Annotated in this window: 11 protein-coding genes and 1 rRNA gene; 7 read left to right on the forward strand and 5 right to left on the reverse strand. The window is 68.1% G+C overall.

Going from position 1 to position 15,652, the window contains the following annotated elements:
* Positions 1-15 precede the first annotated feature (15 nt).
* The 6 genes from rrf (at position 16) to GEV28_RS15345 (ending at position 6,244) form a co-directional block, all read left to right on the forward strand.
* Positions 16-132, forward strand: a 5S ribosomal RNA gene (gene rrf / locus GEV28_RS15320).
* A 72-nt stretch (positions 133-204) separates the two neighbouring features.
* A complete protein-coding gene (locus GEV28_RS15325; RefSeq protein ID WP_291412736.1) occupies positions 205-897 on the forward strand; it encodes an alpha/beta hydrolase in 693 nt (230 codons plus the stop codon).
* A gap of 40 nt (positions 898-937) precedes the next feature.
* The gene (locus GEV28_RS15330) at positions 938-1,780 is read left to right on the forward strand and encodes a GNAT family N-acetyltransferase (protein WP_291412737.1); all 843 of its coding nucleotides are present in this window, start codon (positions 938-940) and stop codon (positions 1,778-1,780) included.
* 33 nt (positions 1,781-1,813) lie between these two features.
* Entirely contained in the window at positions 1,814-2,569 is a 756-nt protein-coding gene (locus GEV28_RS15335) for a type 1 glutamine amidotransferase (protein ID WP_291412738.1), read from the forward strand.
* A gap of 196 nt (positions 2,570-2,765) precedes the next feature.
* A complete protein-coding gene (locus GEV28_RS15340) occupies positions 2,766-5,768 on the forward strand; it encodes a bifunctional [glutamine synthetase] adenylyltransferase/[glutamine synthetase]-adenylyl-L-tyrosine phosphorylase (protein WP_291412739.1) in 3,003 nt (1,000 codons plus the stop codon).
* A gap of 53 nt (positions 5,769-5,821) precedes the next feature.
* Positions 5,822-6,244, forward strand: a complete 423-nt coding sequence (locus tag GEV28_RS15345) for a thioesterase family protein (protein ID WP_291412740.1) — start codon at positions 5,822-5,824, stop codon at positions 6,242-6,244.
* Here the strand turns inward: GEV28_RS15345 and GEV28_RS15350 are convergent.
* Entirely contained in the window at positions 6,241-6,630 is a 390-nt protein-coding gene (locus GEV28_RS15350; RefSeq protein ID WP_291412741.1) for a nuclear transport factor 2 family protein, read from the reverse strand. The two genes, GEV28_RS15345 and GEV28_RS15350, sit on opposite strands and share 4 nt — an antisense overlap.
* Before the next feature lie 98 nt (positions 6,631-6,728).
* Here GEV28_RS15350 and GEV28_RS15355 point away from each other — a divergent pair, with 98 nt between their 5' ends.
* Positions 6,729-7,289: a TetR/AcrR family transcriptional regulator gene (locus GEV28_RS15355; protein WP_291412742.1), complete on the forward strand. Its 561-nt coding sequence runs from the start codon at positions 6,729-6,731 to the stop codon at positions 7,287-7,289.
* 285 nt (positions 7,290-7,574) lie between these two features.
* Here GEV28_RS15355 and GEV28_RS15360 read toward each other — a convergent pair whose 3' ends face one another.
* Genes GEV28_RS15360 through GEV28_RS15375 form a run of 4 tightly spaced genes read right to left on the reverse strand, consistent with a single transcriptional unit; the run spans position 7,575 to position 15,624 of the window.
* Positions 7,575-10,715 (reverse strand): type I restriction endonuclease subunit R, encoded by a 3,141-nt coding sequence (locus GEV28_RS15360; protein WP_291412743.1) that lies wholly within the window; start codon positions 10,713-10,715, stop codon positions 7,575-7,577.
* Between the two features lie 14 nt (positions 10,716-10,729).
* Positions 10,730-11,983, reverse strand: a complete 1,254-nt coding sequence (locus tag GEV28_RS15365) for a restriction endonuclease subunit S (protein ID WP_291412744.1) — start codon at positions 11,981-11,983, stop codon at positions 10,730-10,732.
* Entirely contained in the window at positions 11,976-13,583 is a 1,608-nt protein-coding gene (locus GEV28_RS15370) for a class I SAM-dependent DNA methyltransferase (RefSeq protein WP_291412745.1), read from the reverse strand. Before GEV28_RS15370 ends, GEV28_RS15365 begins: the two co-directional genes overlap by 8 nt.
* Before the next feature lie 10 nt (positions 13,584-13,593).
* Positions 13,594-15,624, reverse strand: a complete 2,031-nt coding sequence (locus GEV28_RS15375) for an N-6 DNA methylase (RefSeq protein WP_291412746.1) — start codon at positions 15,622-15,624, stop codon at positions 13,594-13,596.
* Positions 15,625-15,652 lie beyond the last annotated feature (28 nt).

A 15,652-nucleotide genomic window follows, 5' to 3' on the forward strand; every position in this document is an offset into this window, starting at 1 on the left:
ACAGTTTCATAGAGTTTCGGCGGTTATAGCGGTGGGGAAACGCCCGGTCCCATTCCGAACCCGGAAGCTAAGCCCACCAGCGCCGATGGTACTGCACTCGACAGGGTGTGGGAGAGTAGGACACCGCCGAGCAATCATTCCAACGAGCCCCGCGATTTTCGCGGGGCTCGTTGGCTTTTCCGGGTTTGTGCGGGAGGGTTGGCCATGGCCACCTACGTACTGATCCATGGCGCCTCCGACGCGTTCTACTGGCACCGTGTGGTGCCGTTGCTCCAGGACCGTGGGCACGAGGTCGTCGCACCCGACCTGCCGATCGGGGACGGCGACGCCGGCTTCGCCGACTACGCGGATGCCGTGGTCAGTGCGATCGGGCACCGGTCGGACCTGGTCGTCGTCGGGCAGTCCATGGGGGCCTTCACCGCGCCGATCGTCTGCCAGCGAGTCCCCGTCGAGCTGCTCATCCTGGTCGCGCCGATGATCCCGGCGCCCGGCGAGACACCCGGCGACTGGTGGGGCAACACCGGCCAGCCCCAGGCTCAGCGCGAGCTCGACGAGCGGGAGGGCCGGGACCCCGACGGCGCGTTCGACGTGGTGACCACGTTCCTGCACGACGTGCCCGATGAGGTCGTCGCCGCGGTGCTCGATCACGGGGTGCCCGGCCAGTCGGAGAACATCTTCGCCCAGCCGTGGCCGCTCGAGCAGTGGCCCGGCGTGCCCACCCGCGTGCTCATCGCCCGCGGCGACCGGCTCTTCCCGCTCGACTTCGCCCGCCGCCTGACCAAGGAGCGGCTCGGCATCACCCCGGACGAGATCCCCGGCGGCCACCTCGTCGCGTTCGGCCACCCGGACTCGCTCGTGGACTGGCTCGAGTCCTACCGCGTCGAGATTCTCGGCTAAATCACTGGACGGCACGGGCCGGCGCGGGCGAGCCTGTGGCATGGACGTGCAGGCACATGATGACCCGCGCGAGTTCCGGACCGCGGTCGGCAGCTGGTACTCGGTCGACCCCGTGCGGCACACCCTCGCGATCACCGTGATGGCCCGTTTCCTCGACGACCCGCTCATCTCGCCGGTCATGCTCACCGCCCACCGCGACGGCGTGCTCCACGGCATCGCCTTCCGCACGCCGCCGTGGCCGCTCATCATCAGCGGGCTCCCGGCGGACGCGGCCGCTCCCGTCGCCGCGGTGCTGGCCGAGGTCGACCCGGAGCTGCCGGGCGTCAACGGCCCGCGCGAGCTGGCCGAGGCGTTCGCCACCGCCTGGGCCGCGCGCACCGGCGCCTGCCTGCACGAGGCGATGGCCGGCCGGCTCTACCGGCTCGGCGAGCTGCTCCCGCCGACCGTGCCGGGCCGGTCCCGGCGGGCCACCAAGGCCGACGTCCCGCTGCTCGCCCAGTGGCGGCGCGCCTTCCAGGCCGAGGCCCTGGGGCACGACCGGCAGGCCGAGCGTACCGAGGAGCTCCTCCTGACCGCGATCGAGCGCGGTGACGGGCTTGCCCTGTGGGAGACCGGCGGCCGCGTCATGTCCTGGGCCAACGTCGGCGCGCCGATCGACGGCATGTCCCGCGTCGGCCCCGTCTACACCCCGCCCGAGCTCCGCGGCCACGGCTACGGCTCGGCGGTCACCGCCGCGGCCTCGGCGTGGGCCCGCGACGCGGGCGCCGAGCACGTGCTGCTGTTCACCGACCTCGCCAACCCGACGTCGAACTCGATCTACCAGAAGGTCGGCTACCGCCCGGTGTTCGACATCTGCGAGATCGAGTTCACGCCCGCACCCTGACGAGCGCCGAAACAGCCTGGCTACCCTTAAACCGTGACCCGTCTGCTCGTCATCCAGCCCGACCCCCAGGACCCGGTGGGTCCCCTCGGCGACTGGCTGACCGGCGCCGGCGCGGAGCTGCACATCCTCGCTCCGCCGGCCGACCCGCTGCCCGCCGACCTGCACGGCTACGCCGGGCTCGTCGTTCTCGGCGGCGCGATGGGCGCGCTCGACGACCTCGACCACCCGTGGCTCGCCGACATCCGCCGGCTCCTGTCCAACGCGGTCAGCAAGCAGCTGCCGACGCTCGCGGTCTGCCTCGGTGCGCAGCTGCTCGCGGTCGCCGCGGGCGGCAGCGTCACCGTGGGGGAGGAAGGGCCCGAGGTCGGCCCGCAGCTCGTCGCCAAGCGCGACATCGCGTGGACAGACCCGCTGTTCGCCGACCTGCCGCTGGTGCCCGACGTGCTGCACTTCCACTCCGACGTCGTCGACCGGCTGCCACCCAACAGCGCGCTGCTCGCGTCCGCCACCCGCTACCCGAACCAGGCCTTTCGGGTCGGTCGGTGCGGCTACGGCCTGCAGTTCCACATCGAGACCACTACCGACATCGTGCGGCTCTGGGCCCGCGACTTCCCGCGCGAGGCCGAGTTCGCCCGCCCCGGCGACCTCACGGCCGAGCGGCTCGACGAGCTGCATGCCGACCTCGCCGAGACCTGGCGCCCGGTCGCCACCCAGTTCGTCCGCCTCGCCGCGGGTGACCTGGCCCCGGCCGATTCGGCGCGCACCCAGCTACCGCTACTCGGCCACTAGTGTCCCCCGCCGGAAGTTCGTCACTCGATTCGCCGGCCCAGCTTCCTGCTGGCGGCGTTGCCGGTCCGCCCAAACTGGCGCTACGCCACCGAGCCCGACAAGTAACAGCACCGGTACGAGGACGAACCGGCGCCTTGCCAGCAGAAACCTGGACTCGCCGACGCACGCAACAGACTCCCGGCGGGGGACACCAGTGATGGCCGACCGCGTTCGTTCGGCACCCTCGACCGCGCGATACGGGCTCACCGACGACCGCGCCGCCGAGCACCTGCGCGCGGCCGGCTGGTGGGGCGAGGGCGGACCGGCCCCGGACCGCGAGGCCAGCATGATCGCGCTGTCCCGTACGGCCGACCCCGACCTGGCGTTGTTCGCCGTCGACCGGATTCGCACCGCCGACGTCGACGGCTGGCCCGCCGTCGACCGCGCCATCGCCACCGACCGCGGGTTGCGTGGCCGGCTGCTCGCCGTGTTCGGCGGCTCGACCGCGCTCGCCGACTTCGTGATCCCGCGACAGGGGGAGTGGCGCAGGCTGCTCACCGACCGGCAGCACTCGGTCGCCGACTACGCCGACGTGCTGCTCGGCGCCGTCGGAGCCGAGCGTGCGGGGGCCGCCCGGTCCGGGCCGCACCCGGTCGCCGGGCTCGCCAAGCCCGAGGCGACCCGCGCTCTACGGGCCGCTTACCGCGGGCTCCTGCTGGAGATCGCCGCGGACGACCTCGGCCACGTCGTCGAGCGCGACCTGCCGGTGTCGAGCTACGCGCAGACCACCCACCGGCTGACCGCGCTCGCCGAAGCCGCCATCCGGGCCGCGCTCGCGGTCGCCGCCGCCGATGTCGGCGAGGCACGGGACAACTGCCGGCTCGCGGTGATCGCCATGGGCAAGTGCGGCGGCCACGAGCTGAACTACGTCAGCGACGTCGACGTGCTGTTCATCGGGGACGGTGACGTCGACACCGCCACCCGGATGGCCAGTACGATGCTGCGGGTCGCCGGGCAGGCGTGCTTCGAGGTCGACGCGGCGCTGCGGCCGGAGGGCAAGGCCGGCCCGCTCGTGCGCACGCTCGACGGGCACGCCGCCTACTACCAGCGCTGGGCCCGCACCTGGGAGTTCCAGGCGCTGCTCAAGGCGCGGCCGATCGCCGGCGACGCGGCGCTGGGTGAGGACTACCTCGACGTCGTGCAGCCGCTGGTGTGGTCGGCGGCGGACCGGGACAACTTCGTCGACGACGTCCGCTCGATGCGCAGGCGGGTCGAGGACCACGTGCCGGCCGAGCTGATCGACCGCGAGCTCAAGCTCGGCCGCGGCGGGTTGCGGGACGTCGAGTTCGCCGTTCAGCTGCTGCAGCTCGTGCACGGCCGCAACGACGAGTCGCTCCGCAGGCGCTCCACCGTGGACAGCCTGGCGGCGTTGGGTGATGGCGGGTATGTGGGCCGCGCCGACGCGGCCGAGCTGGGCGAGTCCTACCGGTTCCTGCGGATGCTCGAGCACCGGCTGCAGCTGCAGAAGCTGCGCCGTACCCACACGTTCCCCGACGCGGGCGACACCGACGAGCTGCGCCGGCTCGCTCGCGCGGCGGGCATCAAGCCGGACCGCGGCAAGTCCGAGGGCGACGTACTGCAGAGCGAGTTCCATCGGCATCTGCGCCTGGTCCGCCGGCTGCACGAGAAGCTGTTCTACCGCCCGCTGCTCGAGGCCGTCGCCCGCGTGCCGGGCGAGGCGCTGCGGCTGTCCCCCCAGTCGGCCGAGGCGCGACTGGCCGCGCTCGGCTACGCGGCCCCGGACGGCGCTCTGCGCCACATCGAGTCCCTGACCGCCGGGGTGTCGCGGCGCGCGGCGATCCAGCGCGCGCTGCTGCCGGCGCTGCTGGAGATGCTCGCCGAGACGCCCGACCCGGACGGCGGCCTGCTCGCGTACCGGCGGGTGTCCGAGGCGCTGGCCGCCACCGACTGGTACCTGCGGGTGCTGCGGGACGAGGCGGCCGTGGTCGAGCGGCTCGCGACGCTGCTCGGCACGTCGAAGCTGGTGCCCGACCTGATCGTCCGCGCGCCCGAGGTGCTGCGGCTGCTGGGCGACCCCGAGCAGCTCGCCGGCCGGGACACCGCCGAGGTCGCCACGTCGCTTCGCCAGGCGGTGAACCGGCAGGGCTACCTGGGCAATGCGGTGGCCGCGGCCCGGTCGGGCCGTCGACACGAGCTGCTACGGGTGGCCTCGGCGGACCTGCTGGGCTTCATGGACGTGCTGACCGTGTGCCATGCGCTGTCCAGCGTCTGGTCCGCGGTGCTGCAGGCCACGCTCGCCGCGGTCGACCGGGCCGAGGCGGTGTCGGCCGGAGGTCATCGGGCGACGATCGCGGTGATCGGTATGGGCCGACTCGGCGGTGCGGAGCTCGGCTACGGCTCCGACGCGGACGTGCTGTTCGTGTGCGAGCCCGCCGAGGGCGTGTCCGACTCGGACGCGGTGAAGTACGCCTCCCGGGTCGCGCAGACCGTGCGCAAGCTCCTCGGCGCGCCGAGCCAGGACCCGCCGCTGCAGGTGGACGTCGACCTGCGGCCGGAGGGGCGGCAGGGGCCGATCGTGCGCACGCTCGAGTCCTACCGCGCGTACTACGACCAGTGGTCGCAGGTGTGGGAGGCGCAGGCGCTGCTGCGCGCCCGGCCCATCGCGGGCGACGAGGACCTCGGGGCCCGGTTCATCGAGATGATCGACCCGCTGCGCTATCCGCAGGGTGGGCTCGACGCCGAGCGCGTCCGGGAGATCCGGCGGATCAAGGCGCGGGTCGACACCGAGCGGCTGCCGCGGGGCGCCGACCCCGCGACGCACGCCAAGCTCGGCCGCGGCGGCCTGGCCGACGTCGAGTGGACGCTGCAGCTGTTGCAGCTGCGCCACGCCCACGGCGTGCCGTCGCTGCGCACCACCTCCACGGTGGACGGTCTGGGTGCGGCGGTGGAGGCGGGCCTGGTGGACGAGATCGACGCGACCGCGTTGCGCGAGGCGTGGCTCTTGGCCACCCGGGTGCGCAACGCGATCACGGTCGTCCGCGGGAAGATCACCGACCAGCTGCCGTCGTCGGGCCGGGACCTGGCGGCGGTGGCAGCCGTGCTGCGCCCCGACGCCGAGCCCGGCGAGTTCCTCGACTCCTACCGGCGGACGCTGCGCCGGGCCCGCGGTGTCGTGGAGCGGTTGTTCTACGAGGACTGAGCCTTGGGTCTCATCGCGGGCTTTTTGTCGGACCCTGCTTTTACAGTTGGTTCGTGACTTTTCGCATCCCCATCGTGGTGCGCAGCTACGAGCTGGACGCCCTCGGGCACGTCAACCACGCGGTGTACCACCAGTACGCCGAGGTCGCGCGGATGAACGGGTTCCGCGCGGCCGGCTGCGACTGGGACGGGCTGATGGACCGGCGGGCGGCGCCCGTGCTGCTCAGCACCACCGCGAACTTCCGTCGCGAGTTACGCGCGAACGAGGAGATCGACGTGTCCTGCGAGGTCAAGTTCGGCACCGGCAAGACGTTCAACATCAACTCGATGATCACCAAGGCGGACGGCACGGTCGCCGCCGAGGTCTACTGCATCGTGGGTGTGATGGACATCGAGGCACGCAAGCTGTTCGTCGACCCGCGGGCGATGCTCGAGAGCGGCGGGTTCGACCCGGCGGTGCTGTCCGCGTCCGACTAGCTGAGCGCTTCGAGCATCGCCTGGTGGTCGTGATAGTCGCGCGAGGCGACGATGTGGCCGTCGCGGACCCGGATCACCTGGATGTTGTGCACGGTGCTCGTGCGGCCGGCCGCGGACACTTCGTAGTCGTACTCGACCACGACCACCTCGGGGTCGGTGGTCTCGTGCGTCACCACGTTGTGCGCCCTGAGCCGGATCTGCTGGGTGAGGCTGCCGGCGAAATGCTTCGCGATCTCCTCCTTCCCGCGGATGACGGCGGGTCTCGGTGGGCTGAACGGCTGCTCGACCACGGTGTCGTCGGCGTAGAGGTCGGGCAGCTCGGACCAGCGGCCGTCGGTGATGCCCTGGAGCAGGCGCGCGGCCACCTCGCGTGGCGTGTCGGACATGGTGCCTCCCTGACGTAGCTATACCCTAGAATCGGAGTCGTGACTCCGCTAATTCGACGATACGGACTGGCTACTCCGCTTGTCAACGGCGCCCGCTCGTGACCGCGCCTCGCGGGCTGCGTGCGGACGCCCGCCGCAACCGCGAACGCGTGCTGGAGGCGGCCGAGTCGGTGTTCGGCGAGCAGGGCGCCTCGGCGTCGACGGAGGAGGTGGCCCGCAGGGCGGGCGTCGGCATCGGCACGGTGTTCCGCCACTTCCCGACGAAGGAGGCCCTCTACGAGGCGATAGTGGTCCGCCGCCTGACCCGCCTGGTCGCCGAGGCCCCGGCCGGCTCGGACGACCCGCGCGTCGCGTTCGAGGCGTTCTTCACCCGGCTCGTGGAGGAGGCGGCCGCGAAGAAGGCCTTCGCCGACACGATGGCGGTCCTGAGCCTGGACGTGAAGGCGACGGCCCCCGCCGTGGGCGAGGAGATCCGCCGGATGATCGGCGCCCTGCTCGAAGCCGCCCAGACGGCCGGTGCGCTCCGGGAGGATGTCGCCCTGCCGGAGATCATGGTCCTGTTGGCCGGCGCCTGTCTGGCCGCCGAACACACCCCCGACCCGGCCCTGCGCAAGAAAAGCCTCGCGCTCCTGTTCGACGGTCTTCGCGCCGGGCAATAGAAAACGGCCCGGCGGGTGGGACTTCTCCGCGACCGCCGGGCCGTGCCCAGGGTGGATCACCCAGGTTTGATCACACAGGTTTGATCACACGTCGTAGAACTGCTCACGCCCGTTGCTGACCTGCATCTTTACCACGCGTACCGCCGTTGACCCGGTGGTTTGTGGTTGTTGTCAGTCGTAGTCGGTGGTCATTCTTCGACGTATGACGGCCTGTAGACGGCCTGGGTCGTCCGCAATCCGAAACGGCGGTTGTGACGCAGTGTGACCCGGTTCGGGCGTTGCTGGTCAGGCGGCGTCATCTTCGGCGAAGGTTTCGGCTTGCCGCAGCACCAGCTCCACGGCGCGTGCCTCTGCATCCGGGGGGTATCCATGCCGAGCCAACAACCGCTTGATCTTGCTACGTAACCGGGCCTGTACCTGCTCACGCACAGACCAGTCCACCGCCCTGTCCACCCGGACCGCTGTGACCAGATCCCGTGCGATCTCGGCAAGAGCGCCGGTGGTCATCACCCGCACGGCGGACTCGTTGTTCGCGACCGCGTCGTAGAACGCCAACTCATCCTCGGTGAGACCGAGATCCTTGGCCCGGCCCCGGTCCGCGGACACCTCCTTGGCTAGATCCACAAGCGCCGCGATGATCTCGGCCGAGGCCAGTGCGCCATTGGTGTAACGACGCATGGTCTCCAGCAACTTGCCAGAGAACGTGCGTTGCCGTATCAGGTTGTGTGGGTGCACCGCACGGATCTCCCGCTCGATCGCGCGGCGTAGCGCCTCCAACGCCAACTCCGGGCGCCTACTCTCGCGAAGCCGAGCCACGAACGCCTCGTCGAGGTGGGAGAGGTCCGGCTTCTCTAGCCCGGCGGCGGCGTAGATGTCCACCACATCGTCCACCGCGACGGCCCCGGCGGTGAGTTGGCGGACCAGGAACTCGACCTCGGCCCGGCCGGAGATGCCCCGCTCGGCGCGCTCCTCGGCATCCCACTTGGCGAGGTAAACCCGAACCGTCTCGAAGAACGCTATATCGTCGACGAGGCCCGCTAGTTCGCTTGCTTTGGGGCGCAACGCGAACGCGCGCAGCAGGTCGTGTGCGGCCTTGGTGAACCGTTGCTGGGCGGTCGGCTGGTTTTCCAGACGATCGGGTTCGGGCCGCTTGAGGTAGTTCGCCACGTCCACGGCCGCATCGTGGAAAGCCTTGGGTCGTCCGGAATCCGGCGCCGTGCGCCATTCAATGTCGGCCAATTGTGCGACCAACACGCTGTGTAGTTCGCGCACAAGATCCAGGATTTCGTTCGTATCCCGGCCGATCGGCTTGCGGTTGCGGTCGGCCACCGTGTACTCGGCCAGCGCGCGGGTCAGGTCCTCCGCGATACCGAGGTAGTCCACCACCAGACCGGATGGCTTCTCGCCGAACCGGCGGTTCACCCTGGCCAGCGCCTGCATCAGCGATGCGCCGCGCATCGGCTTGTCCAGATAGAGCGTGTGCAGCGGCGGGGCATCGAATCCGGTCAGCCACAACGACTGGACGATCACCAGTTCAAGGTCGTTGTCCGGGTCGGTGACCCGTTTCTTGATCGCCTTGAGTTTGGCCGGAGTTCGGACGTGCGTGCCAACCGGCGGCTTCTCGCCAGGCGTGCCCGTGTAGGCGACTTTGATGATCCCCTTGCCGTCGTCGGCCGATGCCCACTCCGGTCGGAGCTTGATGATCTCGTCGTAGAGCAACGCGCAGATTCGCCGGGTGTAGCCGACGATCATCCCTTTGCCCGGCACTCCGGTCAGCTTGTGCAGCTGCTCCCGGCGGGCCTCCCAGTGCTCCACGCTGTCCTCGGCCAGTTGCCGCAGCCGTTCCGGGGCGCCGACCACGTCCTCGTAGATCTTGGTTCCCCTGGCGATCTCGCGGGCCTCGTCGGAGTCCAGGTCGGCGGTCAGGTCCTCTACTCGCTCGTCGAGATCGGCGACTTTGACGCCTTCTGGCAGGTGCACCGGAATGTGCCGGTTCTCGTAGAAGACAGGCACCGTCGCACCGTCGTCCACCGCGCGGGTCAGATCGTAGATGTCGATGTAGTCACCGAACACGGCTTCGGTATTTGCCTCGGCTCGGCTGATCGGAGTGCCGGTGAACGCGATGAAACTCGCGTGCGGCAGGGCGTCGTGTAGGGCGCGCGCCAGGCCGTCGATGAAGTCGTAGTGACTGCGGTGCGCTTCGTCCACCACCACGATCAGGTTGCGGCGTGGTGAAAGCACCGGATGCCTACGGCCGGCTTCCTTCTCCACTTTGGTGAGGCTGAACTTCTGTAGTGTGGAGAAGATGATGCCGCCGCTCGGCCGGTCGAGTTCGGTACGCAGCTCGGCACGGGTGAGCGCCTGCTTCGGCCGCTCCGGCAGAAGGGTGCTTGCCGAGAATGTCTCGTACAGCTGGCTGTCCAGGTCGATCCGGTCGGTGAGCATCAGCACCGTGGGGTTGGCGAGCGCGGGATGCCTGGCCACCTTCGCGGTGTAGAACTCCATCTCCTTGCTCTTGCCCGAGCCCTGGGTGTGCCAGACGACACCGGCCCGGCCGTCGGTCGCAACGGCCTGCACGGTCGCTGCGACCGCCTGATTGACCGCGTGGAACTGGTGCGCCTTGGCCAGCCGCACGGTGTCCACCGCACCGCCGTTGTCCGCGGAGAACGACACGAAGTCGGCGATCAGGTCGAGAAAGCGTTCCGGCGCGAACATCCCGGTGATCAGGACCTCAAGCGCGTTGCCGGCACGAACGTCCACTCGCTTGCCCTGCTCGTCGACGTTCCACGGCGCCATGTGCTCCCACGGACTGAACGGCGTGCCAGCGCGTGCGGTGACGCCGTCGGAAACGACTGCGACGATCGGCACGGCGAACCCGATGACTCCGAACTCGCGGCGGTATGTTTGCAGTTGGCGGTAGGCGGTCTCGCTGTTGTCTTCGGTGTCCGCCCTTTTCAGCTCGAACACGGCCAAGGGCAGCCCGTTGACGTAACAGACGATGTCGAACCGGCGGGTGTGCTTGCGATCAGCGAGTCGGACCTGGTTGACGGCCAGGAACTCGTTGGCGTAGGGGTCGTTGAAGTCGACCGCCCACACCGTGGGATGGCGTTCGGTGCCGCCCTCGTCGGTGTAGGAGACGCGGACGCCACGGGTGAGCAGGCCATGCATCCGGTGGTTCTCGTGCAGGGCATCCTGCGAGCGGCGGTCGAGCAGTTCGGCGAGCGCAGCATCCAGCGCCGATGGAGGGAGGTCCGGGTTGATCGCGCCCAGCGCGGCCCGCAACCGCTTCGTCAGGATCAGCTCGTCCCAGCCCGGACGTTCCCCGGTGCGCGGGGCCACCGCGGGGCCGTCCAGGTGTTGCCACGACCACTCGGCCAACTCGTCCAGCGCGTGCGCCTCCCAGTCAGCCTCGGACATACCCGCCATCGCCGCCCCTCCCCTCAGATCACGTCAGCTACATGTCGCTCCGCATCCCGAATCCGCAACTCTCCCGAGATCAACTTCGGCAACAACGTGTCCCGCAACTCGGCCAGCGCACGATTCTCCTGCTGTCGAGTCTCGATTGTGCGGTGAAGCGCACTGAGTGCCCTCTCCACGATCGGCCGGTATTCCGGCAGCGGCAGCGTGATGGTCCACGACGGCAGATCCGTCAGCGGTATGCGGTCGACTGTCGCACCGTGGATCGTGCGCTTGCGGATGGTCTCCTGGAACTCGTCCACTAGATACGCGTGTAGCAACGTCGCCGAACCCACGCGATCGTCGATTGGTCGCATAAGCGCCATCCGTCTCCCAAGGCACGCTCGCATGTCGGGTGGCATCAACGACGCGACACCGAGGCGGGTTTCATAGGAAAAGAGAACGTCGCCAGCGCGCGGCGTGACACGACGTGTCCAGCGTGTGAAGTCTTCATCAGACAAGTGGGCCGAACTATCGAGGTCAAGCAACCCATGGCTCAGGCTGCCAATACCCAGGAACCATGGCCCATGCTCCGTCTTCTTCGGAGTCGCATGTGGTCCGTCGAATACATCAGCGACCTCGCCAATGCGTTGCTGGCCAACTCGTGCCTCATCAGCGACGAACACAGCGTACCGAAGGCAGGCAAGGGTGAGAGCCGTGTCGACAATCTGCTCGTTGACCGCGATCTTGTCATCCAGTGCTCCAAGAACTGCAGCGATCGACCGTTGCTCGTCCTTCGACGGCAGGACCACGGGAACGGCGCCCAAAATCTTCGTGTTTAGGTTCGGCATCGTCGCGCCTACTGCATGGCGCACTATCCAAGCGCGAACAGCAGGATGCCCAAGATAGTATGATAGAAACAGGGAGTGGGCCCCCTCTCCAGGTCGGATGCGAAGACATCCGGTGCCACAAAGCCATCCCGACTCTCGATCGCGAACAAGTGACCTTCGCTCGACATCACCTCGTCGAGAGTAGACGATATCGCCAACCCGCACGAGATATTTACTCAATCTAGAAGCATCTTCTTCGGAGATTCTTGCTATGCTGTCTTCGATGATTAGGTTATCGCCAATATTTTGAGGCATAATGCTAGGAACACCATCGGGAACGTAGTCTGCCGCGTGAAGCTGACTCCCGAATGGGCCAGTTTGTATATCCCCGCCACCGTGCACGCAGATGTCCATCAGAGTCATAGTTTCCCAGTTACGCGGCGAAACATGAAAGAGCGACTCAGGCATCGAGACTCCCGAGCTGAGTGCGGACTTCCCGCTCCAGCCGAGCTGACTCCGCGAAGTGAGCGTAAAGCTGCTCGGTGAGCCGGGCGATCTTGTCGGCGATCGGCTCAACGTCCTGCTCGGCAGCGACGCTGCCGACGTATTGGCCGGGGATGAGTACGAAGTCGTTCTGCTTGATCTCGTCGAGGCCAGCCGAGTAGCAGAATCCCGGTTCGTCGGCGTACTCCGCACTGCGATCGGTGCCACGCCAGCGGTGGTAAGTGCTGGCCACTTGTTCGATGTCGGCGGCCGACAGTTCGCGCTCGGTCCGGTTGACCAGCTCGCCAAGCCCGCGCGCGTCGATGAACAGGACCTCGCCGCGCCGGTCGGCCAGCCGCTTGGCTCCTTGCGGGGTCTTGTCTCTGGTCAGGAACCACAAGCACGCGGGGATTTGGGTCGACCGGAACAACTGCGGCGGCAGCGCCACCATGCAGGCCACCAGGTCGCGTTCGACCATTGTCCGTCGGATGTCGCCCTCGTTGGATTGCTTCGACGACATCGAGCCGTTTGCCAGCACGATCCCGGCCCGTCCTCTGGGGCGCAGTTTGTAAGCCATGTGCTGCAACCAGGCGAAGTTCGCGTTTCCCTTCGGCGGCACTCCGTAGGTCCAGCGCTGGTCGCCGCCCAACCGGTCGCCACCCCAGTCGGAGATGTTGAACGGGGGATTGGCCAACACCACATCAGCACGTAGGTCTGGGTGCCGATCGTCATGGAAGGTGTCGCCCCACCGATCGCTCAGGTCGGCGCTGATGCCGTGGATGGCCAGGTTCATCTTGGCCAGCCGCCAGGTGTTCTCGTTCAACTCCTGGCCGTACACCGCGATGTCGATGGTCCGCCCGCCATGACTTTCCACGAACCGTTCGGCCTGCACGAACATGCCGCCCGAACCACAACAAGGGTCGTACACCCGCTCGCCCTTGGCCGGTTCCAACATCTCGACGAGCAGCTTCACCACGCTCGGCGGGGTGAAGTATTCGCCACCGCGCCTGCCCTCCGCGAGGGCGAACTTGCCGAGGAAGTACTCGTACACCTCGCCGAGCACATCGCGAGCCTTCTTGGTGCCGCCGTTGAAGTCGAGCTGTCCGTGGAAGCCGATCCGGCCGATCAGGTCGACCAGCTCACCAAGCCGGCGCAGGTCCACGTTGCTCCGGTTGAACAGCTTCGGCAGAACGCCACGCAGTTCGGGGTTCTCCTTCTCCACCGCGTTCATCGCGGTGTCGATCAGCTCGCCGACGGACTTGCCGCCTGAGACGGCCTTCGCGCCTTCGGCGACGGCTTCCCAGCGAGCTACCTGCGGAACCCAGAACACGCCATGACCGACATACTCGTCGCGGTCCTCAATCAGCCGGGTAGCCCGCTCGCCGGTGGTGCCCTCGGCGGCCAGTTCCTCGGTGATCTGCTCGTGCCGCTCGTCGAACGAGTCCGAGACATACTTCAGGAAGACCAGGCCGAGCACGAAATGCTTGTAGTTGGCGGCGTCCATGCTGCCGCGCAGTTTATCCGCGGCCTTCCACAGGATTTCCTTCATGTCCGCCGTTGTGGTCGGGGCGGATCGTTTCGCCACCTAATGCTCCTCAATCCTGCTCGTTCTCGAATTCATCGACCCTCGTGCGTGGCACGTCCGGGACCGCCGCGACCGCCAGCACACCATCGGCGATACCTGCCGACAACGCATCGTCCAGTCGTGCCAGTGCGTTCATCTTGACGGCCAGGTCCGATCGGCGTCGCTCCAGGTCGGCAAAGTAGTCATCGAGGGTGACGACTTCGTCCTCGGTGAGGACCGGCAGTTCCAGCCTTCGCAGGTCAACCCGACGCACCAGCGATCCGCTTTCCCTGCCGACGTTGCGCGGCGAGGTCAGCAATTTGGCGAGCAGGGTGGGCCGCATCGGTGGCGCGGGACGGTCAGGGTGTTTCGGTCTCAGGCGTACCACCTGCGCGGGAGCCAACACGAGGTGACCTCCGATTTGATCCACTGCGGCCGCCAGCCCTCCCTCGGCGAGTGCGATTACGTCGCCTGGTTCGGTGGGTTGTGCCGACTCGTACTTGGCTAGCGCGAGATTGTCGATCCACCGCGTGCGCATGGCCCGCTCACCACGTAGCTCTTCCGGTCCGATCACCGCTGTGCCGCCGATGCCGAGATCGACATCGGTGATGTCGTCCCGCGAGATGCGGTGACCGCCGCGCAACGTCGCGATGGCGGTAAGTGGCACTAGCCGCACCTGCTCACGAGCCTGGGCGACGCCAGGCCATCGCGCCGTCACCTGGTCAGGGAACAAGTCCCGGACGAGCTGGACGGCACCGATCGCCTCTGCGACGTGATCAACCGACGTCCGTTCCTCTGTCAGGCGATGCGCTGGTAGCAAGGTGCCGACCTGCGTGGTGAGCGGCATTCTGCGGCATACTTCTGCGCGGTCTGGGGCAGGTGCGCGAACCAACTTGGCAGCCGTCGCAGGCCACGCCTCGTCGGCACCAGCCAAACGATCGGCGTTGCACAACACGACATCATCGCTCGCTTCGCCAGGGGCGGTGAGTTCGAGCACTGCCAACTCGGTGCCGGTGAGGAACGAATGCGCCCGGCGCGGCAATTGGATCACTGACGCCAGCACCTTGGCGTCGAGCAGCCGCTGGCGGGCAGCGGGCTCCCGGGTCAATGTCCAGGTCGGCACGACAACATAAGCGCGGCCGCCTGGGGCGAGGTGCCGAGCCGAGAACATCGCCCAGTCCAGCGGGCCGGCACCCCGCTCTGCCGCCTTCCGGTCGGTGAACTCGCCGGATATGTACGGCGGGTCAAGCACAATCACGTCTGACCGCCCACCTGGCCAGTCGGCTGTGCTGTCACCCCAGCGGATCTCCGCCTGCACGCCGTGTGCCGACAGCCGGTGGCGCAGGATGCGGCACCACGTCGGATGCGAGTCGGCCACGGTTACCCGACCGGCGGCGTGGCCGTCGAGCACTCGCAACAGCAGACTGCCGACTCCGGCTGCGGGATCGCAGACAGTACGGCCGGTTACGTCGCCGACGAGATAGGCGATCAGGTCGGCGACGGGCGTGGGTGTCATCGTCGACCGCAGGGCCGAGTCCATCCGGTCGGCCGCGGATATGAACTCGTCGATCGCCGCAGCCGGCCCCACCGAGCGAGTCAACTCGTCGACTGTCACGGCGAGCTGGTCGATGAATGTGGGCGTGTTCGTCAGGTCCGGGATGAACATTCCGGCCAGTTCCGGATGGTCCCGCTCGACGCGCCCGGCGAGCGCAGCGATTGTGTCCGAAGTGGATGGCAACGGCGTACCTGCATGTGCACGAAGGGATACCAGCGCGACTGAGAGTCGCAGGATGTCGTCACCGCCGATCGCGCCGCTGAGCCGGACCATGGCGCGCACGCGCAGGCTGTCCCGGAACACCTGGCCATAGGTATGGTCGTCATCGACAGGCCGGCTGTCCAACCAGCGGGCGATCTTCTCGGCGTCGAACAGCGGTGCGGATCCGTTGTCCTTGGCCGGTTTGGGGAAGTTGTCGTGACGTCGGCGCCAGTTGCTCACGGTCGGGCGACGGACCCGTGCCAGCTCGGCTATGTCCGTCATCGTCACCACGGTTCGATCTGTCATGGTCGTCACCTCTTACCAACGTCGACCC

Origin of the sequence: Actinophytocola sp. (genome assembly GCF_009379765.1) — a bacterium.
GTDB lineage: Bacteria > Actinomycetota > Actinomycetes > Mycobacteriales > Pseudonocardiaceae > Actinophytocola.